The 20895-nt window shown below is 62.3% G+C and carries 18 protein-coding genes and 1 pseudogene; 8 read left to right on the forward strand and 11 right to left on the reverse strand.

The genetic code is table 11. The features are described from left to right. Window positions 1-17 precede the first annotated feature (17 nt). From QQL85_RS24955 to QQL85_RS24980, 6 genes are all read left to right on the forward strand, one after another. Window positions 18-1424: a M16 family metallopeptidase gene (locus QQL85_RS24955; RefSeq protein WP_284357116.1), complete on the forward strand. Its 1407-nt coding sequence runs from the start codon at window positions 18-20 to the stop codon at window positions 1422-1424. Between the two features lie 49 nt (window positions 1425-1473). After that, window positions 1474-2496: a DUF5924 family protein gene (locus tag QQL85_RS24960; protein WP_284357115.1), complete on the forward strand. Its 1023-nt coding sequence runs from the start codon at window positions 1474-1476 to the stop codon at window positions 2494-2496. 113 nt (window positions 2497-2609) lie between these two features. Beyond that, window positions 2610-3743: an ABC transporter permease gene (locus QQL85_RS24965; protein ID WP_284357114.1), complete on the forward strand. Its 1134-nt coding sequence runs from the start codon at window positions 2610-2612 to the stop codon at window positions 3741-3743. After that, window positions 3740-4531, forward strand: coding sequence for an ABC transporter ATP-binding protein (locus tag QQL85_RS24970; protein WP_284357113.1), 792 nt, complete (start codon window positions 3740-3742; stop codon window positions 4529-4531). Before QQL85_RS24965 ends, QQL85_RS24970 begins: the two co-directional genes overlap by 4 nt. 3 nt (window positions 4532-4534) lie before the next feature. Beyond that, entirely contained in the window at window positions 4535-5473 is a 939-nt protein-coding gene (locus QQL85_RS24975) for an MlaD family protein (protein ID WP_284357112.1), read from the forward strand. Then, window positions 5470-6105 (forward strand): ABC-type transport auxiliary lipoprotein family protein, encoded by a 636-nt coding sequence (locus tag QQL85_RS24980; protein ID WP_284357111.1) that lies wholly within the window; start codon window positions 5470-5472, stop codon window positions 6103-6105. The genes QQL85_RS24975 and QQL85_RS24980 overlap by 4 nt, the downstream gene beginning before the upstream one ends. On the opposite strand, the gene QQL85_RS24985 is transcribed toward QQL85_RS24980, so the two are convergent. The 5 genes from QQL85_RS24985 to QQL85_RS25005 form a co-directional block, all read right to left on the reverse strand. Next, complete coding sequence (locus QQL85_RS24985; protein ID WP_284357110.1) at window positions 6087-7316, reverse strand: nucleoside recognition domain-containing protein; 1230 nt, start codon at window positions 7314-7316, stop codon at window positions 6087-6089. The two genes, QQL85_RS24980 and QQL85_RS24985, sit on opposite strands and share 19 nt — an antisense overlap. Window positions 7317-7457: 141 nt before the next feature. Next, window positions 7458-8786 carry a glutamate/aspartate:proton symporter GltP gene (gene gltP / locus QQL85_RS24990; protein WP_284357109.1) on the reverse strand — a complete coding sequence of 443 codons (1329 nt, stop codon included), beginning with the start codon at window positions 8784-8786 and terminating at the stop codon, window positions 7458-7460. A 745-nt stretch (window positions 8787-9531) separates the two neighbouring features. Next, window positions 9532-10002, reverse strand: coding sequence for an inhibitor of vertebrate lysozyme family protein (locus QQL85_RS24995; protein ID WP_284357108.1), 471 nt, complete (start codon window positions 10000-10002; stop codon window positions 9532-9534). Between the two features lie 2 nt (window positions 10003-10004). Continuing rightward, a complete protein-coding gene (locus QQL85_RS25000) occupies window positions 10005-10166 on the reverse strand; it encodes a DUF1328 domain-containing protein (RefSeq protein WP_284357107.1) in 162 nt (53 codons plus the stop codon). Window positions 10167-10208: 42 nt separating this feature from the next. Then, window positions 10209-10499: a hypothetical protein gene (locus QQL85_RS25005; RefSeq protein ID WP_284357106.1), complete on the reverse strand. Its 291-nt coding sequence runs from the start codon at window positions 10497-10499 to the stop codon at window positions 10209-10211. Between the two features lie 419 nt (window positions 10500-10918). On the opposite strand from QQL85_RS25005, the gene algB reads away from it, so the two are divergent. Together algB and QQL85_RS25015 are read left to right on the forward strand one after the other, a co-directional pair. Then, window positions 10919-12265, forward strand: a complete 1347-nt coding sequence (gene algB / locus QQL85_RS25010) for a sigma-54-dependent response regulator transcription factor AlgB (RefSeq protein ID WP_284357105.1) — start codon at window positions 10919-10921, stop codon at window positions 12263-12265. Window positions 12266-12276: 11 nt separating this feature from the next. Then, the gene (locus QQL85_RS25015) at window positions 12277-14043 is read left to right on the forward strand and encodes a KinB sensor domain-containing domain (RefSeq protein WP_284357104.1); all 1767 of its coding nucleotides are present in this window, start codon (window positions 12277-12279) and stop codon (window positions 14041-14043) included. Window positions 14044-14094: 51 nt separating this feature from the next. On the opposite strand, the gene QQL85_RS25020 is transcribed toward QQL85_RS25015, so the two are convergent. From QQL85_RS25020 to QQL85_RS25045, 6 genes and pseudogenes are all read right to left on the reverse strand, one after another. After that, the gene (locus QQL85_RS25020; RefSeq protein ID WP_284357103.1) at window positions 14095-15699 is read right to left on the reverse strand and encodes an EAL domain-containing protein; all 1605 of its coding nucleotides are present in this window, start codon (window positions 15697-15699) and stop codon (window positions 14095-14097) included. A 78-nt stretch (window positions 15700-15777) separates the two neighbouring features. Further along, a complete protein-coding gene (locus QQL85_RS25025) occupies window positions 15778-16566 on the reverse strand; it encodes an N-acetylmuramoyl-L-alanine amidase (protein ID WP_284357102.1) in 789 nt (262 codons plus the stop codon). An 80-nt stretch (window positions 16567-16646) separates the two neighbouring features. Continuing rightward, a complete protein-coding gene (locus tag QQL85_RS25030; protein WP_284357101.1) occupies window positions 16647-18575 on the reverse strand; it encodes a GGDEF domain-containing protein in 1929 nt (642 codons plus the stop codon). A 27-nt stretch (window positions 18576-18602) separates the two neighbouring features. Further along, window positions 18603-19435 (reverse strand): annotated as a pseudogene (locus tag QQL85_RS25035) (endonuclease/exonuclease/phosphatase family protein). Window positions 19436-19469: 34 nt separating this feature from the next. Then, window positions 19470-20102: a thiol:disulfide interchange protein DsbA gene (dsbA, locus tag QQL85_RS25040; RefSeq protein ID WP_284357099.1), complete on the reverse strand. Its 633-nt coding sequence runs from the start codon at window positions 20100-20102 to the stop codon at window positions 19470-19472. Between the two features lie 151 nt (window positions 20103-20253). Continuing rightward, window positions 20254-20871 (reverse strand): c-type cytochrome, encoded by a 618-nt coding sequence (locus tag QQL85_RS25045; RefSeq protein WP_284357098.1) that lies wholly within the window; start codon window positions 20869-20871, stop codon window positions 20254-20256. Between the last annotated feature and the right edge of the window lie 24 nt (window positions 20872-20895).

Genomic DNA, 20895 nt, shown 5'->3' on the forward strand with positions numbered 1-20895 from the left:
AGGACCGAAGCTCGCCCATGCGTTGTCTGATGTTCGTTTGCCTGCTGATCTGCAGCCTGCCCTCATTGGCCCTCGACCGTTCTCGGGTTGAGGGCTACCTGTTGCCCAACGGCCTGCAGGTCATCCTGAAAAACGGCTACGAACGCGACCATGTGGCGATCCGCCTGGTAGTCGGGGTGGGTCTGGACGACTTCGACTGCGAGCAGAAAGAGCTGCCGCACTTGCTTGAACACTTGCTGTTCAGCGGTATCGACGAAACAGGTGAGGGCGGCCTGGAAGAGCGCCTGCAATCGCTCGGGGGCGAGTGGAATGCCTACACCAGCAGCGCCGACACTACCTTCGTCATCGAAGCCCCCGCACGCAACCAGCGCAAAGTGCTCGACCTGCTGCTGGCGGTAATCCGCGATACTCATATCGATGCCACGGCCCTGGCCACCGCCAAGCGCATCATCGAGCGCGAGGATGGCGGCCACTATGGCCACTTGCAACGCTGGCTCGACCGCCAGGATATCGGCCACCCAGCCAGCGACCAACTGGCGACCGAGCTAGGCCTGAAATGTCCGGAGCGCTCCAATATCGACGATATGACCCTGGAGCAGGTACAAGCGTTGCGTGACCACTGGTACGCGGCCAACAACATGACCCTGATCGTGGTCGGCGGCCTTGATCGCCTGCTACCCGCCTACCTGGAACGCACCTTTGGTGAGTTGCCAGCCACCGAACCGGAAGAGCGCCGCAACCTGGAAAGCATCACCCAACAGGCCGAACAGCGTCGCGACCTGACCCGCGGCTGGCTGGGCGATAGCGTCAAGCTGCACTGGCTATTCATCGAGCCGGTGCTGGACAACGACCACCAGGCCACACTCGACCTGCTATCGCGTTACCTGGACTGGGCGCTGTACGACCAGCTGCGCCTGCGCAACGGCCTGTCCTACGGTCCCTCGGTGCAACGTGAGAGCTTTGGCGACACCGGCCTGCTTAGCCTCAATGCCGACCTGGAACGCAACGACCTCGACAAGGCGATCAAGGTCATGCAGGGCCTTTTCGAACATCTGCGCAAGGAAGGCCTCGACCCGGACACCTTCGCCCGCGTCAAGGACGCCAGCGTTGCCAAGGAGAGCTGGAGCACCCAAGGCAACAGTGCCCTGGCCGACTACTACTGGGGGGCGCTGAACGACTATACCGACGGGCGCTTTGCCAACCCGGTGCGCAAGCTGCGCCAGGTCAGCCTGGAGCAGGCCAACGAGGCGCTGAAGGCGTTGCTCAAGGAAGATGGGTACGTGCGCGTCGAGAAGCCGTTGCTTGGCTATGACGAGCTCTACGGGCTGGCCGCCTTGCTGGTAGGGCTGATGCTTGCGGCGGGGCTGCTGCGCTGGCGACGGCATGGCGCTGAACGGCCCAGTGGTGCTACACGGCAGCGGTGATTCGGCGGTATCCTTTTGCCAGTACCGTCCCTTTCCTGTTGTAGACCCAATGCCCCAAATACCCCATATCGTTCAACGCATCATCGAACTGCTCAAACGCTACCCCGGCATCATCGCGCTCGGCGGTTTCCTTTCCGGTATCGGCAGTTTCATCCTGGTCGACCGCCAAGCTGGCCTGGCCAGTTGGGTGGCCGTGCTCATGCTGGTCAGCTGGGTCTGGCTGATGCTGGAAAACACCCTGACCGGCCTGTTCGCCCGCACCTTCAACCGTGAAATCCCACAGCCGCTGCTGCGCTATGCGACGCAGATGATCCACCAGGAAACGCTGTTCTTCGTGCTGCCGTTCTTCTTCATCACCACCACCTGGAACAGCGGCCAGCTGGTGTTCACCGGCTTGCTCGGTGCCGCAGGCCTGATTTCGATCATCGACCCGCTGTACTACAAGTGGCTGGCACCGCGACGATGGCTGTTCCTGGCACTGCATACGTTGACCCTGTTTGCCGCACTGCTGACCGCGTTACCGATCATCCTGCACCTGACCACCGCACAAAGCTTCAAGCTGGCCCTGATCGCAGCCATGGCCCTGTCGTTCCCCAGCCTGGCCAGCAGCTTCCCGATCAACACCTGGCGGCGGGGCGTGGCCTTGGTGCTGGTGACCCTGTCGGTGGGTGCCGGAGGCTGGTTGCTGCGGTCGTGGGTACCGCCAGCCACCCTGTGGATGACCGAAGTGGCGGTGAGTACTGAAGTGCTCAACCGCCAGCCGGGCGAATCGCTGGACGAGATTGCCGCCAGCCGCATTCGCAGCAGCGGCCTGTATGCCTACACCGCCATCAACGCGCCACGCGGCCTGAACGAGCGCATCTACCATGTGTGGCAGAAGGACGGCAAAGAGGTCGACCGCATCGCCCTGGACATCCATGGCGGGCGCAAAGAAGGCTACCGGGCCTGGACCCACAAGCAGAACTTCCCGCCCAACCCGGTGGGCAAATGGCAGGTGAGGGTACTGACCGAGGATGGGCAGGTGATTGGCGTGCTGCGCTTCAAGGTGATCGACGACGCACCGGCACAATGACTGAAGGGGGCTTTTTTGCAGCCCCCTGGCCCAACAGACAGCACATAATCACCAAACAGCCCATGCCCGCTGCGCTATGATCAGCCCCTAAGCCTTAGCGCCGAGTCAGTAGCATGGAGCCAATGACCACCCCCAGCGCCACCCTGGACACCAGCAGCCAACCCGCCTGCCTGCGTATAAGCGGTGACTGGACCCTGGCGCACTACGCCAGCCTCAGACGCGAAAGCGAGCGCCTGCGCACGCAGTCTGCCGCCGACACCATCGCCGACCTCAGCCAGCTGGGCCGCCTGGACACCGCCGGGGCGTCGCTGCTGGCCGAGCTGCTGGGCTCCGAACGCCTGTCCCACTGTACCCAGGACCTGCCCGAAGCCAGCCGCGCGCTGCTCAAGAACGTCTATTGCTCGGTCCAGGACTACTGCATCCCAGTCAAGGAACCCGAGCGCAACGTGCTGCTGTTGCTGCTGGAACGCATCGGCCGCGCCGTCGGCACGCTGTGGCAGGACACCCTGCAATTGCTCGGTTTTGTCGGGGTAATCCTTGAGACCTTGCTGCGCCGCGCCCTGCAACCGCACCGCTGGCGCCTCACCCCGGTCGTGGCACATATCGAAGAGACTGGCCTGGACGCCGCCCCCATCGTTGCCTTGCTGACCTTCCTGGTGGGCGCGGTGGTGGCCTTCCTCGGCGCCACGGTGTTGGCCGCGTTCGGCGCCACCATTTTCACCGTCGACCTGGTGGCGTTCTCGTTCCTGCGCGAGTTCGCCGTGCTGCTGACCGCCATCCTCATGGCCGGCCGTACCGCCAGCGCGTTCACCGCGCAGATCGGCTCGATGAAGGCCAACGAGGAAATCGACGCCATCCGCACCCTGGGCCTGAACCCCATGGAGCTGCTGGTGGTGCCACGCGTACTGGCCCTGCTGATCACGCTGCCGTTGCTCACCTTTGTCGCGATGATCTGCGGCATGGTCGGCGGCGCAGTGGTATGCGCCCTGTCGCTGGATATCTCGCCGGCCATGTTCCTGTCGCTGCTGCAAAGCGACATTGGCGTGCAGCACTTCCTGGTAGGCCTGGCCAAGGCGCCGTTCTTCGCCTTCCTGATTGCCGCCATCGGTTGCCTCGAAGGCTTCAAGGTCAGCGGTAGCGCTGAATCGGTGGGGGCACATACCACCTCGGCGGTGGTGCAGTCGATTTTCGTGGTCATCGTGCTGGATGCTGTGGCCGCGTTGTTCTTCATGGAGATGGGCTGGTGAGTGGCCAGGAAACCGTTATCGAGGCGCGCGGCATCTGCAACCGCTTCGGCCGCCAGGTGGTGCATGAAAACCTCGACCTGGACCTGTACCGTGGCGAGATCCTCGCCGTGGTCGGCGGCTCAGGCAGCGGAAAATCGGTGCTGTTGCGCAGCATCATCGGCCTGCGCCGGCCCAACGAAGGGCAGATCAAGGTGTTCGGCCAGGACCTCGCCGACCTGCGCGAAGAACAGCGCTCACTGGTCGAGCGGCGCTTCGGCGTGCTGTTCCAGAAGGGCGCGCTGTTCTCTTCGCTGACGGTGACCGAAAACGTCGCATTGCCATTGATCGAGCATGCCGGCCTTTCCCGCGCCGATGCCGAGCACCTGGCCGGCGTGAAGCTGGCCCTGGCCGGGCTGCCGATTTCCGCCGCCGACAAGTACCCCGCCTCGCTTTCAGGGGGCATGATCAAGCGCGCGGCACTGGCCCGAGCACTGGCACTGGACCCAGACATCCTGTTCCTTGACGAGCCCACCGCCGGCCTTGACCCGATCGGCGCCGCCGCGTTCGACCAGTTGATCCTGACCCTGCGCGATGCACTGGGCCTGTCGGTGTTTCTCATCACCCACGACCTCGACACCTTGTACACCATCACCGACCGCATCGCGGTGCTGTCGCAGAAAAAGGTCCTGGTAGCCGGCCCGCTGGCCGAGGTCGAGCAGACCCACGACGCCTGGATTCAAGATTACTTTCACGGCCCACGCGGGCGCGCAGCCGAGCAGGCCGCCACCCGCGCCGGGCAGGAGCGCTGAGCAATGGAAACCCGAGCCCATCACGTCCTAATCGGCCTGGTCACCGTCCTGGTGGTGACAGGCGCCATGCTGTTCGGCCTGTGGCTGACCAAATCCAGTGTCGACGACGCCTTCAAGGACTACGAAGTGGTATTCAACGAGGCCGTTTCCGGGCTGTCACGCGGCAGCCCGGTGCAGTACAACGGCATCAAGGTGGGCGATGTCTCCACCCTGCGCCTGGACCCGAAAGACCCGCGTCGGGTACTGGCCCGGGTGCGTCTGAGTGGCGATACCCCGGTGAAGGAAGACACCCAGGCCAAGCTGACCCTGGCCGGCGTGACCGGCAACGCCTTCATCCAGCTCAGCGGCGGCACGCCGCAAAGCCCCGAACTGAAGGGCAAGGACGGCAAGCTGCCAGTGATCATCGCCTCACCGTCGCCCATCTCGCGCCTGCTCAATGACAGCAGCGACCTTGTCACCAACATCAACATGCTGCTGCACAATGCCAACCAGATGTTCTCCGAGGACAACATCGGCCACCTCAGCAGCACCCTGGCCAACCTCGACAAGACCACCGGCGCCTTCGCCGGCCAGCACGGCAGCATCGCCGAGGCCATCGAGCAATTGGTGCAGGTGGGCAAGCAGGCCAGCGCCACCCTGGCCGAAACCCAGACGCTGATGCGCAATGCCAACGGTCTGCTGGGCAGCGAAGGCAAACAGGCAATCGGCAGCGCCGAGCAGGCCATGCAGTCGCTGGCCGAAAGCACTGCCACCATCAACAACTTGCTCAAGAACAACAGCGAAGCCATCGGCGACGGCGCCCAGGGCCTGAACCAGCTCACCCCTGCCATTCGCGAGCTGCGCGAAACCCTTAACGCACTCAAAGGCATTTCCCGGCAACTGGAAGCCGACCCCAGCGGCTACCTGCTCGGCCGCGACAACAACAAGGAGTTCCAGCCATGAACCCGTCGCTGCGCCTGCTGGCCCTGGCTGCTGCACTGAGCCTGGCCAGTGCCTGCTCGATCCTGCCCAAGAGCGAACCCGTCGACCTGTATCGCCTGCCCGTTAACCAGCCCAGCCGCACGGCAGCGCCGCTGGACTGGTCATTGCGCCTGAACAAGCCGCTGGCCAGCGAAGTCCTGGCCGGGCCGCGCATTGCCGTGATACCCCAAGGCGACGTGATCAGCAGCTACAAGGGCGCGCGCTGGAGCGATGCGGCCCCGGTGCTGCTGCGCAACCGCCTGCTCGATGGTTTCCAGCGTGATGGCCAGGTACAGCGCCTGAGCGCCGACGACAGCAACCTGCAAGCCGACTACGAGCTGGCTGGCGAGCTGCAGGCCTTCCAAAGTGAGTACCGCGCAGGTGGGGCGGTGGAGGTAGTGATTCGCTATGACGCTCGCCTGGTTCAAGGCCGCAACCAGCGCATCCTGGCCAGCAAGCGCTTCGAGATCCGCCAGCCATTGGCCGACAAGCAGGTTTCAGCCGTGGTCGCCGGTTTCGGCCAGGCCAGCGACCAGCTGGTGGGGCAAGTTGTGGCCTGGACCGTCGCCCAGGCCAACCAGGCGCAACTGAAGGTTCAGGCGAAGAACCAGTAGCAGACGAAGATCGCCGCGACCACACCCGAGAATTCGGCCAGCAGTGCGCAACCGACCGCGTGCCGCACGCGCTGGATACCCACGGCGCCAAAGTACACAGCCAGTACATAGAAAGTGGTTTCGGTACTGCCCTGGATGGTCGCCGCCACCAGGGCCGGGAAGCTGTCCACGCCCTGGGTCTGCATGGTCTCGATCAACATGGCTCGCGCCGCGCTGCCAGAGAACGGCTTGACCAGTGCTGTGGGCAGTCCTTCGACGAAGCGGGTGTCCAGGCCCAGCCAGTTCACCGCATGGCGGATACCGTCCAGGGCCAGCTCCAGGGCGCCTGAAGCACGCAGTACACCCACCGCAACCAGCATCGCCACCAGATAAGGCAGCAGGTTCTTGGCCACATCGAAACCTTCCTTGGCACCTTCGACAAAGGCCTCATACACCTTCACCCGCTTCAGGGCACCAATCACCAGGAACAGCATGATCACGCCAAACAACGTGAGGTTGCCCAGGATCGACGACAGGCTGGCCAGCGCAGCGGCCGACAACGTACCGAGAAACGACATGAAGCCCCCCAGCAGCAAAGCGCCAGGGATGAAGTAGGCGAGCACCACCGGGTCCCACAGGCGCAAGCGCTGCATCACTGCCACCGACAGCAGGCCGACCAGGGTCGAGACGCTGGTAGCCAGCAGGATGGGCAGGAACACCATGGTCGGGTCTGGCGCGCCTTGCTGGGCCCTGTACATGAAGATGGTCACCGGCAACAGCGTCAGCGACGAGGCATTGAGCACCAGGAAAAGGATCTGTGCGTTGCTCGCCGTGGTGCTGCTGGGGTTCAGCTCCTGCAGCGCGCGCATGGCCTTCAGGCCAATGGGGGTGGCAGCGTTGTCCAAGCCCAGGCCGTTGGCGGCGAAGTTCATGGTGATCAGGCCCAGAGCAGGGTGACCAGGTGGCACTTCTGGCATCAGGCGAGCGAACAGCGGGCCCAGCACCTTGGCCAGCCATTCGACGATACCGGCCTTTTCGGCGATCTTGAGAAAGCCCAGCCACAGGGTCAGTGTGCCGAACAGCAGCACCATCACCTCGACCGACAGTTTGGCCATGGCGAAGATGCTTTCGACCATTGCCGCGAAGATTCCGGCATTGCCACCGATCAGCCATTGGGCCAGGGCGGACACTGCCGCCACCAGGAAAAAGCCAAGCCAAAGGCCGTTGAGCATCCGCGTATTCCCCCTGAAAAATGCCCGAATGATAGCGGAAGTTGCCTGTACCGGCCTCATCGCCGGTACAGGTGCCAGCGATCCTTACAGACAACAAAAAGCCCCGACAAGTCGGGGCTCTTCGTCAAGCAGCTACCCGTCTCAGCGCTTGGCGGCTTCGCCAACCACAGCAGCGTCCTGCTTGTCGGCCATCAGCGAGGCGTAGTACTTCTCGCCTTTGGCTGCGTCGTACATGCCTTCCCAACGCGCAATGACCAGTGCAGCCAGGGCGTTGCCCACAACGTTCAGCGCGGTACGGGCCATGTCCATGATGCGGTCGACACCAGCGATGAACGCCAGGCCTTCCAGCGGGATGCCCACGCTGCCCAGGGTGGCCAGCAGGACCACGAACGATACGCCTGGTACGCCAGCGATGCCTTTGGAGGTGACCATCAGGGTCAGCACCAGCAGCAGCTGCTGGCTCCACGACAGGTCGATGCCGTACAGCTGGGCAATGAAGATGGCCGCGATGCTCTGGTACAGGGTCGAACCGTCGAGGTTGAAGGAGTAACCCGTCGGTACCACGAACGAGCAGATCGACTTCGGCGCGCCGTACTTCTCCATCTTCTCGATCACACGCGGCAGCACGGTTTCGGAGCTGGAGGTGGAGTAGGCCAGGATCAGCTCATCTTTCATGATGCGCATGATCTTGATTACCGAGAAGCCGAACACACGCGCAACCAGGCCCAGCACCATGAAGGCGAAGAAGGCGATGGCGAAGTACACCAGCAGCACCAGCTTGGCCAGCGGCAGCAGCGAGCTGAAGCCGAAGTTGGCCACGGTCACGGCGATCAAAGCGAACACGCCGATCGGGGCGTAGTTCATGATCATGTGGGTGACCTTGAACATGGTTTCCGATACGGCCTGGAAGGTACGTACCAGCGGGTCGCGCAGCTCTGCCTGCAGGCTCGACAAGCCCAGGCCGAACATCACCGAGAAGAAGATGATCGGCAGCATTTCGCCACGCATCAGCGCTGCGAAGATGTTCGACGGGATCAGGTTCAGCAGGGTCTCGATGAACGCGTGCTCATGCTGCACCTCGGCCGCAGTGGCCTGGTACTTGGAGATGTCCACGGTACCCAGGGTGCTCATGTCGATGCCGGCGCCCGGGTGGAACAGGTTGGCCAGCACCAGGCCGACGACGATGGCGATGGTGGTCACCACTTCGAAGTAGATGATGGTCTTCAGGCCGATGCTGCCCAGTTTCTTCGCATCGCCAACCCCGGCGATACCCACGATCAGCGACGAGATCACGATCGGGACGACGATCATCTTGATCAGGCGAATGAAGATGTCACCGGCGGGCTGGAGGACGTTGCTGATCCACCATGCCTTTTCTGCACTGAAATGATTCAGTAGCGCGCCGATTGCAACGCCCAGGACCAGACCGATAACGATCTGCCAGGCGAGGCTCAGTTTTGCCTTCTTCATGTCTTTACCCTTTGTTCTAGTGGTCATGGCACCCGACGAAAACACGCGTAACAGAGCCGTTGGCAAGGCCTCTGGCTTCAAGCGCACCCGTCTGGCGACTTCATGTAAGGACACCGCAGGCGAGCGACAGGGCGCTCTGGCCAGCGAAAAAGGCGGCAACTATTGCGATGGGGAAGGGGGAAATCTAATGCCGGAAGCGCATGACCCATACCGTTTGTGCATAATGTTTCATGCCAAAACAGAGGGTTCGCAAGTGCTTGATTTATAACGTTCGGAATCCCGAACAAGACCAAACCGCCATATTTCGGCAGATTTGACGGTACGAAAAGGGTGTGGGAGATGGCCTGTTCGACAATCCGAATGGCCGAAATGACACTTGAAGAAGCGTCAGCGAGGTCGAAAAAAATTTGATGTACGGTCGAGACAAAATGTGTCTCAGGGATGAAATCGCGCAAGGGAAGGGACCTTTCCTACATGGCTCCTCGGAAGTCAGGTCTGGTCAGGTGCCCCTGTGACACCGCCGACCTGATACTTCCGATTCCGCCTTTCCTGACCCGGCCCATCGCTGGAGGCACTCCCTGTACCCCTAGACCACTCCGATCCTGCAACAATCAGAACAGCCCGGCCCCTTGGTCATGTGCTGCCCCTCCTCGGGGCGGCGCATCATAGAAGGCTGAAATATAGAAAGGTTCAGCTTCTATTGTGTGACAGTCGGTGACCCTTCATCCTTATCGGCAATAAATGCTCAATACCAGTTCGGGTCACGCTTGAGCTGCTCCTGCAGCATCGCCTTCATGCCGTCGTCCGGTTCGCCCAGCCAGCGGTACTGCGCATGGCGGGTGGGCGACTTGTCGCTCGGCAAGCCTTCGGGCACCTCCACGAGCATCGCGTAGGCATCGTCCTTGTCCCAGCTGAACGCAACGATCAGCCGCTTGTAGGTGCAGTTGTCCTGCGACTCGCACAGCGGGCCGACCAGGTACTTGTCGCCATCTTCGGTAACGGCAGACATCTGCTGCTGGGCACTGCCGGTCAGATTGACCACCCAATCGGGAAGGCGTTCCTCGCTTTTGATCGTGTCCTGCCAGGTTTCCCGGTACTCCGGGGCCGAGCCGAGCAACTGGTCGACCCGGACCTGGCCATCATTGGCCGCCATCGCCGCCGCACTGCCGCCCAGCAACAGGGCGGCAGCCAGGGCTTTACAGAGCTTCCTGCCCATCTTCAACCTCGTCTACGTCCAAAGAAGAAGGAAACTACGAACAGCACCAGGAAAACAACGAACAGAATCTTCGCAATTCCCGTCGCAGCGCCCGCGATACCAACGAAGCCCAGTAGACCTGCGATAAGGGCGATGATGAGGAACGTGATAGCCCAGCTCAGCATGGTAGTTCTCCTTTCTTTTTCAGAAGAGGTCAGGCCGGCAGGTCAGAAGACCCAACGGTCCTGGGGTACGACAGTTTCCAGGGTGGCCGGTGAGGCAGTGGCCTGGCCTGCTGGCAATGAATCAGCGGCTTTGACCAGGGTGTTGGCACGGGATGCCTGAATTTGCGTCAGCAGGGCAGTCTGCGCTGCCACTTGCTCAGCCAGACGCGCGGTCTGCCAGCTGTAGTAGAAGAGGCCAGCGGCCAAGGTCAGCAGCAGCGCCATGCCGAGTGACAGCATCTGGCGCAGGGGCAGTGCGGCGTTCTGCGAGCGGTTGACGGTTTGGCGGTTCATGCCGGCTCCTCCTGCTGTAATTTTTGTTCAAACCTGAACAGGTAATTGCAGCCTGCATGCCATCCTTCTGAATCTATAAAAAATCTTTAAAATCAAACACTTAGAATTTATCAAAGTGAACTGTCAGGACGTATCCTGCACGATCGCGCCTGTGCGGTCGTGCGAATTGCACGATCGGCCTTAGTGGTCTGCGCCACAGGAGAGACTAAGGGGAGGCCGCTTTTTGTAGGTAAAAGCAAAAAACTCCGCAACCAATGTGCCACCCCCTACCTCTAAGCAAATCATCGGGTTAACGCGCCCTCCAGGCGTCAATTGGCCATTGGCTAGCATGCAAAGGTCAGAATCCTTCAGAATCGACCATGCAACTTGCCCGATTTTTCCCACACTAAATGAAGATCTATCCCTAAGGAGCGCAGGACATGGAATCAGCCCAGGACAACCAAGGCCGCATTCTGCTGGTGGATGACGAGTCCGCGATCCTGCGCACCTTCCGCTACTGCCTGGAAGACGAAGGCTATAGCGTGGCCACGGCCAACAGCGCCGCCCAGGCCGAAGCACTGTTGCAGCGCCAGGTGTTCGACCTGTGCTTCCTCGATTTGCGCCTGGGCGAGGACAACGGCCTGGACGTACTCGCGCAGATGCGCATCCAGGCACCCTGGATGCGCGTGGTGATCGTGACCGCGCACTCGGCGATCGACACGGCAGTGGACGCCATCCAGGCCGGTGCCGCCGACTACCTGGTCAAGCCGTGCAGCCCCGACCAGTTGCGCCTGGCCACCGCCAAGCAGCTGGAAGTGCGCCAGCTTTCTGCGCGCCTGGAGGCCCTGGAAGGCGAAATGCGCAAACCCAAGGACGGCCTGGACTCGCACAGCCCGGCCATGATGGCGGTGCTGGAGACTGCCCGCCAGGTCGCCACCACCGACGCCAACATTCTCATACTGGGCGAATCGGGGACGGGTAAAGGCGAATTGGCTCGGGCCATCCATGGCTGGAGCAAACGTGCGCGCAAAGCCTGCGTAACCATAAACTGCCCGTCGCTGAGTGCCGAGTTGATGGAAAGCGAATTGTTCGGCCACACCCGCGGCGCCTTCACCGGTGCCAGCGAAAGCACCCTGGGACGGGTGAGCCAGGCCGACGGAGGTACGCTGTTTCTCGACGAGATCGGCGACTTCCCGCTGACCTTGCAGCCCAAGTTGCTGCGGTTCATTCAGGACAAGGAGTACGAACGCGTCGGCGACCCCGTTACCCGACGCGCCGATGTACGCATCCTGGCCGCCACCAATCTCAACCTCGAAGAGATGGTGCGCGAAAGCCGCTTCCGCGAAGACCTGCTGTATCGCCTGAACGTCATCACCTTGCACCTGCCGCCCCTGCGCGAGCGCAGCGAGGACGTCCTGACCCTGGCCGACCGCTTCCTCGCCCGCTTCGTCAAGGAATACTCCCGACCCGCCCGGGGCTTCAGCGACGAAGCACGCGCGGCCCTGCTCAACTACCGTTGGCCCGGCAACATTCGCGAATTGCGCAACGTGGTAGAGCGGGCCAGCATCATCTGCCCGCAGGAACGGGTGGAAATCAGCCACCTGGGCATGGGCGAACAGCCTGCCGGCAATGCCCCGCGTGTGGGGGCTGCACTAAGCCTGGATGAGCTGGAGCGCGCCCACATCGGCGCGGTGCTGGCGGCCAGCGACACCCTCGACCAGGCTGCCAAGACCTTGGGCATCGATGCGTCTACCCTGTACCGCAAGCGCAAGCAGTACAACCTGTGAAGTGGCCGCCCATGAAGCTGCGCACGCGGCTTTTCCTTAGCATTTCGGCGCTGGTTACCGTCGCCTTGCTCGGGTTGCTGCTGGGTCTGATCAGCGTGCTGCAGATGGCTACCGTGCAACAGCAACTGGTACGAGATACCACTCATGCCCTCGAAGTGGGGCTGAAGCTGAGGCAGAACCTTGGCGAACAGTTGACCCTGATCCTTGATGAAAGCACGGCCCCGGAGAGCCTGCGGCTGCTGCAGGACAACTTCCAGACCTTGCTCAACCAAGGCCTGGAACAAGGCGGTGAGCGCACCGGTTTCAGCAAGGCCAGCAGTAACTACCAGGCTTTCCTCCTGGCTTACCGCAACAGCCCCGCGCCCGCCCGGAGCATGGGTATCGAGCAACCGCTGGGCGCGGCCTTCAACCAGGTGCGTACCGACCTGATCGACTCCCACAAACAGGCCCTGGACCTCATCACCCGAAGCGAGGAGGACACCCGAGACCGTGCCCTGCTGGTCAGCGGTGTACTTGGCCTGATGGGCCTGGTGGTGCTGGTGCTGGGCTTCATCACTGCGCACAACATCGCCCGCCGCTTCGGCCAGCCGATCGAAGCCTTGGCCAAAGCGGCTGACCAGTTGGGCAAAGGCAACTTTGACGTCACCCTGCCCGTCACCCAGGCCACCGAGCTGAACCAGCTGACCCGCCGCTTCGGCCTCATGGCCGATGCTTTGCGCAAACACCAGGCCACCAACGTTGACGAGCTGCTGGCTGGGCAGCAGCGCCTGCAAGCCGTGCTCGACAGCATCGACGATGGCCTGCTGATCATCGACCGCCAGGGCCGCCTGGAGCACCTCAACCCGGTGGCGCAGCGCCAGCTGGGCTGGCATGACAGCCGCGTGGGCAGCAGCCTGGCCGAGGCGCTGTGCCGTCCGGAGCTGGAGCAGCAACTTCGTCAGGTGCTGCGCGGTGGTAGCCTGGACAGGCCACCGGACGACCTCAACATGGAAGTCGATGAGGAAACGCGCCTGCTCACCTACAGCTTGACCCCAGTCAGCCACCCTCAGGGGCCGATCCTTGGCGCGGTGATGGTGTTGCACGATGTGACCGAACAACGGGCCTTCGAACGCGTGCGCAGTGAGTTCGTGCTACGCGCCTCCCACGAATTACGCACCCCGGTAACCGGCATGCACATGGCCTTCGGTCTGTTGCGCGAGCGGGTCAAATTTCCGCCCGAGGCCCGCGAGAATGACTTGCTGGAAACCATCGGCGAAGAAATGCAGCGGCTTACCCAGCTGATCAACGACCTGCTCAACTTCTCTCGTTACCAGAGCGGGTTGCAGAAACTCGACCTGGCGCCCTGCGCCATCGACGAATTGCTGGAACGCGCGCAACTGCGTTTTGCCGAGCAGGCGGCCATCAAGCAGATCGAACTGGTCAAGGCGTTGGAACCACCGCTACCGCGCATTCAGGCTGACGTTGCACAACTTGATCGGGTTCTGGACAACCTGCTGCACAACGCCATCCGCCATACCGCCAACGGCGGGCGTATTCGCCTGCATGCGCGGCGGCACTCGGAGCGGGTGATCATCAGTGTCGAGGACAATGGCGAAGGTATTGCCTATGGACAGCAGGGGCGCATCTTCGAGCCTTTTGTACAGGTAGGGCGCAAGAAGGGCGGTGCAGGGCTGGGGCTGGCGTTGTGCAAGGAGATCGTGCAGTTGCATGGCGGACGCATGGGTGTGTTTTCCCGGCCGGGGCAAGGAACACAGTTCTACATGGCCTTGCCAGTTTGATGCCTACCTAGAATTGCTACCGCTCCCACAGCGTCCTCGGTACACGCCCGTTCAGTGTTCAACTCTGCGCGGCAGCTGCCCGCGGGTTACCAACTCGGCAAACTGTCGGGCGTTAAGCGGCCGGGCAAACAGCCAGCCCTGGCCGTAATTGACCCCTTCACTGTTCAGCAGCACCGCCTGGTCCTCGCATTCGATGCCCTCGGCAATCACCCGCAAGTGCAGGTCATGAGCCATACGGATGATATGCGGTGCAACGCCGCTGCTGGCGGCATCGTGACCCAGCGCATCGATGAATGCCTTATCGATCTTCAGGCAGTCCACCGGTAGGGTTTGCAGGTAGGCCAGGCTGCAATAGCCCGTACCGAAATCGTCGATCAGCACCTGATGTCCCACGGCACGTAGTGCCTGCAGGTTGTCACGCGCCACCACCACATCGATCAAACCGCGCTCGGTCACCTCAAAAGCAATCTGGCTAGCCGCCACCCGGTGCAAGGCCAGCAGACGTGCCGCCACCCGGCCAATACGCGGCACCATCACATCGCAGGCGGCCAGGTTCACCGATATGTACAGTTTGGGGTGCGAACGCAGCAGCTGCCCCAGCTGTTCGAGGACGCGCTGCAAGACAAAGTCAGTGATCTGGCGGATCTGCCCGGTGTTTTCCGCCAACGGGATGAACAGGTCCGGACTGGTCAGCGTGCCATCCGGGCGGCGCCAACGCACCAAGGCCTCGGCCCCTACACAGCGGCGGGTGTCGAGCTCGAAGATTGGCTGGTAGAGCACCTGCAACTCTCCACGGCGCAAGGCATTCTGCAACTCCGAACTCATCGACCGCCGTTGCAGGATCAGTTGCAGCACCAGCCAGCCGATGCAGCAGGCAGCCAGCACACTGCCAGGGAACAGCAGCCAGAGCATGCCGTTCATCCTCAACGGCAGGCTGGCGCGCGGGGCAATCAGCACCAGCTGGTAATCTGGCGACTTGGTGGGCATTCGGTAGATCAGCCGGTCACTGAGTTCAAGCAGTGACTTGTGGCTGGTCGACCAGGCCGAGGCTGGTGGCCACACCTGTGGCGGGCCCAGCACAGGGATCGCCCGGGCGCCGTTGTCCAGCACCACCACCAGGCTACCGCCCGGGGGCAGATCAACCACATCGGTCAAATGCCCACGCGAAGTGGAGACCAGAAACTTGCCCCGGCCCAGCATCAGTGCGGCCAGGTTCTCATCGGGCTCAGTGGTGGTATTAAGCCAGTAGCTGTAGGTCGGGCCCTGGATGTCCGGAGCCCGTAAGGGAACAAACGCGCGCTCGTCACCTCGGTTGGAGCAGGCAACATCGCCATCCACATACGCCGCTTCATAGATAAACCGTGAGCTCAGGCCAACCTGTTGCAAGGCTGCCAACATCGCCGGGCTGCAGCCACGCAGGGGCTGGGCCTGGAGCAGGTCGACCCCTTCGCGCAACTGGCCGAACACTTGCTCGAGGCGGTCGAGAAAACGCTCGCCCTGGGCGTTCATCTGTTCGCTTTCGCTTTGCTTCATCTGCTGCAGGGCAATACCAATGCTGGCAGTAAGCAAAAGTGCTGCGCTGGCCAATGCTGCCAAGGTGGCCAGCATCCAGGGACGGTAAAAAAATTGGCGCAGCGTAGAAATGAGAGCTGACATCGAAGGCATCCAGTTGATTACCAAGGTATAGCAACTGGATCAAGAATCATCCTCGCCGTTTGGCGCCTCGCTGCAGGCTCAACGCATCCGGTTGAGCACCTGAAGCATCGCCGCCGTCTGCACATCCGGCATGCCATCGAAGCGCTGCGGGCGGAAACGCATCTGGAACGCAGCAATCACATGGCGGGTGGCCGCATCCAGCACGCCGGTCTGCTCGATCTGATAGCCAAACCGCGCCAGTTCCTGCTGGTACCAGCCAATGCTTGGCGGGTTGACGCTGAAATAAGCCTGCTGGCGTGCCACGGCATTGGCATCGGGCCAGATACCCAGCCCGGCGTCGGCCAGGCGCTTCCAGGGGAACAGCGGCCCCGGGTCCAGCTTGCGTGATGGTGCGATATCACTGTGGCCAATGATGTGCCGTGGTTCGATGTTATTACGTTTGACGATGTCCTTGAGCAGCGCGATCAACGACTGGACCTGCGCTTCGCTGTAAGGGTGCCAGACCCGACCATTCGGCGTGTCGGTGAACCCCGGGTTGACGATCTCGATACCAATGGACGAAGAGTTCAGCCAGGTGCGCCCCTGCCACTGGCTATCACCGGCATGCCAGGCACGACGGTTTTCATCCACCAACTGGTACACCGTCGCCGGGCCATCGCCAATCAGGTAATGGCTGCTGACCTCACCGTGGGTGAGTAATGCCAAGGAGCGCTCCAAGGACGCATTGGTGTAATGCAGCACAACGAACTGGATACGGTTGTCCTGGTTGGCAGAGGGGTGGCTGCGGTCGATGCGCAGGCCCGTCGAGCAACCGGCGACAGACAACAGCAAAAAGGAAATCAGCGTTTTTTTAAGCGTGGAAAGCACGTCAGTGGCCTCAGCGAATGAGCGCTACAGTATAACGTGCTCCCCATGGCTGCGCTTACCGTGGATCAGTGTTCGCAGGGCTAGCCCTGTTCGACGCGGTTGCGCCCCAGCTCTTTGGCCCGGTATAGCGCCGCATCAGCGCGCTTGAGCACCTGGTCACCGCGCTCGCCAGAGCGAAACGCACCCACGCCAATGGACGTGGTGATCACCACCCGCTCGCCCTTGAAGTGGAACGGGCAGGCTTCCACCGCTGCCCGCAGCACCTCCGCCACCTGGGCGGCGGCTGCTGGCGACGTTTGCGGCAGCAACAGGACGAATTCCTCACCACCAAAACGGGCGATGAAGTCACGACCGCGCAGGCGTTTGCGCAGCTGATCGGCGACAATCTTCAGTACCTTGTCTCCGGCCAGGTGCCCATAGCTGTCGTTGATACGCTTGAAGTGATCCAGGTCGAGAATCGCCATGGCCAGATGGCCGCCGTTCTCCTGCCATTCGAGTATTTCGCGTTCGACCCGCTCGCTCCAGGCCGCACGGTTGGGCAGGCCGGTGAGGGGGTCGAGCAGGGCTTTCTGGCGCTGCTCTTCCAGGTGCTCGCGATAGCCAAGCGCCTCATGCTCCATATTCGCTACCCGCTCGGAGAGCCCTTGCAGGCGGCCGGCCAGTTCCTGTTCGCGACGATCCCGCTCATGCTTGTGCTCGTCCATGGTGACCAGCAGGCCTTCCAGGCGGTTTTCCAGGATGTGCTTGAGGCTGTCCACGTCGACGGCGCCTTGCACGCTGCTTTGCAGACCGTCGACGTGCTCGCGCAGCTGGGTATCCAGCTCGCGGGCGGCGGTGCTGTTGTCGGCATGGCCGGCGCTGGCCTCGTGCAGATGGCTCTGGAAGCCTTCCAGGCGCTCATTGAGCTGCTGCAGGTAGGTTTCGAACTCGTGCTGGCCGCTGTCGGTGATGGCCAGCATAAGCACGGCCAGATCATCCAGCACCGGGATCAGCTCGTACCAGTTCAGGCCACGCGCAACCCGTCCGCGCATTTCCAGCGCTTGGGCCTTGTGCCGCTCGGGCAGGCTGAGGTCGTCGAGCAGGCCGATAAGGGTCTGCTCGATGTGCGCGGCAACCTGGCTGTAGGGCGGCTCGACTGCATAGGGCAGGGCATAGGGGCCGTCTTCGCCGAACGTCTCTTCGAGCGTGGGTGCCGGTTGTGCTGCTGCCAAGGGTTCGCTGACGGCCGCGTCGGGCGCCAGCACATCATCGTCCAGCGGTTGCTGGACGGCAGGTGTTTCAGCCGTTTCGATCAGCGCAGGGCCCTGTAGCTCCGGCTCGGGTTCGGCCGCTACGCGCGCTTCGGTGGCGAGGGCCGGCAACAGTTGCAGCGCATCCACATCGTCGGGCTGCAGGGCGTCGATACGGGGCTGCGCAACCTGAGGCGGCGCTTCGGCAGCAGGCACTGCCACCGGCACAGGCACAGGCTCGCCTTGCGGGTCATCCTCGCGGCTACCGAACAAACGCTGCAAGAAACCGGGCCGGGCTTCTTCCTCCGGTTTACCAAGGGCCGACAGGGCACGGCCCTGCAGGCCGCTCAACTCGCCCAGCAGCGGCGGCAGATCGCGGGACTGGGCAACACCACCATCGAGCTTCTTCGCCAGCTTTTTCAACGGGCGCGAGATTTCGCTGGGCAGCGGCAGGCCTTGCAACTGACCCACCAGTGCGGTCAGCGCATCGCTGACCTGGTTCATGCGGGTTTCCCGGCGCTGTTCGGAATCCAGCACCGCTTTCTCAAGGCGCGGGATCAACCCGGCGAGGCCAGCGTCCATGTTGTCGCTGCGGATGACTTCGCGCATTTCCTTCATGCACGCGTCCACGACCTTGTCACTGCCTTCTGCAGCCAGACTGCTGCGCACCAGGCCACGACGAAGCAGGTCGAGACGGGCGTCCCACCGGCGTTCGAGCTTTTCTTGCTGCTCGATGCTTTTAAGGTACTTTTCTTTCCAGCGCTCAGCGTCTTCAGTCATGCCCGGGTCCGCAAACGGTGATGGCAATTAGCTCAAGACCGGCAGCGTATCCACAGTCAATGCATCAGGCAATCGAATCTCGACAGCAACGGGAAGGTGGTCGGAAATTGGCCGTGCCAGCACCTCGACACGCTCCAGCGTGAGGCTTGGGCTGAGCAGGATATGGTCCAGGCAACGCTGTGGTCGCCAGCTGGGGAAGGTGGCTTCGACTTGCGGGGCAATCAGGCCCAGGTCGCGCAACGGCGAGTGCTCCAGCAGGTCGGTGGCATGGGTGTTCATGTCGCCCATCAGCACCTGGTGACGGTAGCCGCCGATCAGCTCGCGGATGTAGCCCAGTTGCAGGGCGCGAGTCTTGGCGCCAAGCGCCAGGTGCATCATCACCACGATCAGCGCATCATCGCCTTCACCAAAACGCACCAGAATCGCCCCGCGGCCGGCCGGGCCGGGCAACGGGTGGTCTTCGAGCAACTGCGGCTTCAGACGGCTGAGCACGCCATTGCTGTGCTGGGCGAAACGCCCGAGGTTGCGGTTGAGTTGCTGGTACCAGTAGGGGAAGGCCCCCAAATGCGCCAGGTGCTCGACCTGGTTGATATAACCCGAGCGCAGGCTGCCACCGTCGGCCTCCTGCAAGGCCACCAGGTCGAAGTCGCCCAGCAATTCACCGATTTTCTGCAGGTTGCCGGCACGCCCGTTGTGCGGCAGCAAGTGCTGCCAGCTGCGGGTCAGGTAATGCCGGTAGCGCTCGGTGCTGATGCCGACCTGAATGTTGAAACTGAGCAGCCGCAGCCGACCATCCTCGGGCAGGCCAGAAGCCTGCAGGTGATGCTCGTTGACCTGCGGCTGGTGCAGGCCAATGCCACGCGTGGTTCTGAAGCGGGGCATGGGTTACGCCGCTTACTTAGCGGCGCGCTCCTTGTCGATCAGCTGGTCGGCGACGTTCAGCACACCTTCCGGCCCGCCAGCGGTGCCCAGGTCGAAGCGGTACTTGCCGTTGACCACCATGCTCGGTACGCCGGTGATTTCGTATTTCTTCGCAAGCTCCTTGGCCTGGTTGACCTGGCCCTTGATGGCGAACGAGTTGAAGGTGGCGAGGAACTTGTCTTTGTCCACGCCTTGGGTGGCGAGGAAGTCGGCCATGTCGTCAGGGTCGGTCAGGCGCTTGCGCTGGTTCTGGATGGCATCGAAAACTGCCGCGTGAACCTTGTGCTCGACGCCCATGGCTTCCAGGGTGAGGAACATCTGGCCGTGTGCGTCCCATGGGCCGCCGAACATGGCCGGTACGCGCTTGAAGTTGACATCCTTGGGCAGTTTTTCGACCCATGGATTGATGACCGGCTCGAAGTGGTAGCAATGCGGGCAGCCGTACCAGAACAGTTCGACCACTTCGACCTTGCCAGGCACGGAAACCGGAACAGGGTTGCTCAGCTCGATGTATTCCTTGCCGGCGACAGGCTCGGCGGCCTGGACGGCAGTCATACCGAATACGCTGGCAGCGACCAGCGCGGCGCTGAGAATCAGTTTACGCATGCTTTACTCCTGAGCATTCATAGGTCGCCTCGGCGCGACCTGCATTGAGACAGGCCGGGCCAGGCCCGAGTTCTGTAGTGTAACGGCTGCGGACGCAAAAAAGGGCGGTCCGGCCGCCCTTTCATCATTGGCCTACAACATTAACTGAGAGTTAATGCAGGCCCTGGATGTAGCTGGCCAACGCCTCGATGTCGTGGTTGCTCAGCTTGCCGGCGATGGTGCGCATGGTCATCGCATCGCCATCGTTGGTACGGTTGCCTTCGCGGAAGTCCGTGAGCTGCTTGGTCACATACTGCGAATGCTGCCCACCCAGGTGCGGGAAGCCGGCCAACGCGATGCCCCCGCCGTTGGGGGAGTGGCAGCCGGTGCAGGCCGGCATGCCTTTCTCCAGATCGCCGCCGTTGAACAGCGCACGGCCACGCTCGACCAGCTTGGGATCGGCGGCACCCACGCTGCCTTTCTGGCTGGCGAAGTAGGCGGCGATGTCGGCCAGATCCTGGTCACTGAACGCGGCCAGCATACCGGTCATTTCCAGCACGGTACGCTTGCCCGACTTGATGTCGTGCAGTTGTTTTTCCAGGTAACGCTGGCCCTGACCGGCCAGTTTAGGGAAGTTCGGTGCCAGGCTATTGCCGTCGGGGTTGTGGCAGGCGCCACAAACGGCCGTCTTGGCCTGGCCGGCGGCGGCATCGCCTTTGATAGGTTGCGCAGCAGTGGCCGCACCTGCGACACCCAGGGTCAACAGCAGACTCACGACTAGTTTGTTCATCAGCTAATCCAACACGGCTAAGGG

The organism is Pseudomonas putida, from assembly GCF_030159595.1.
Lineage (GTDB): Bacteria > Pseudomonadota > Gammaproteobacteria > Pseudomonadales > Pseudomonadaceae > Aquipseudomonas > Aquipseudomonas putida_AC.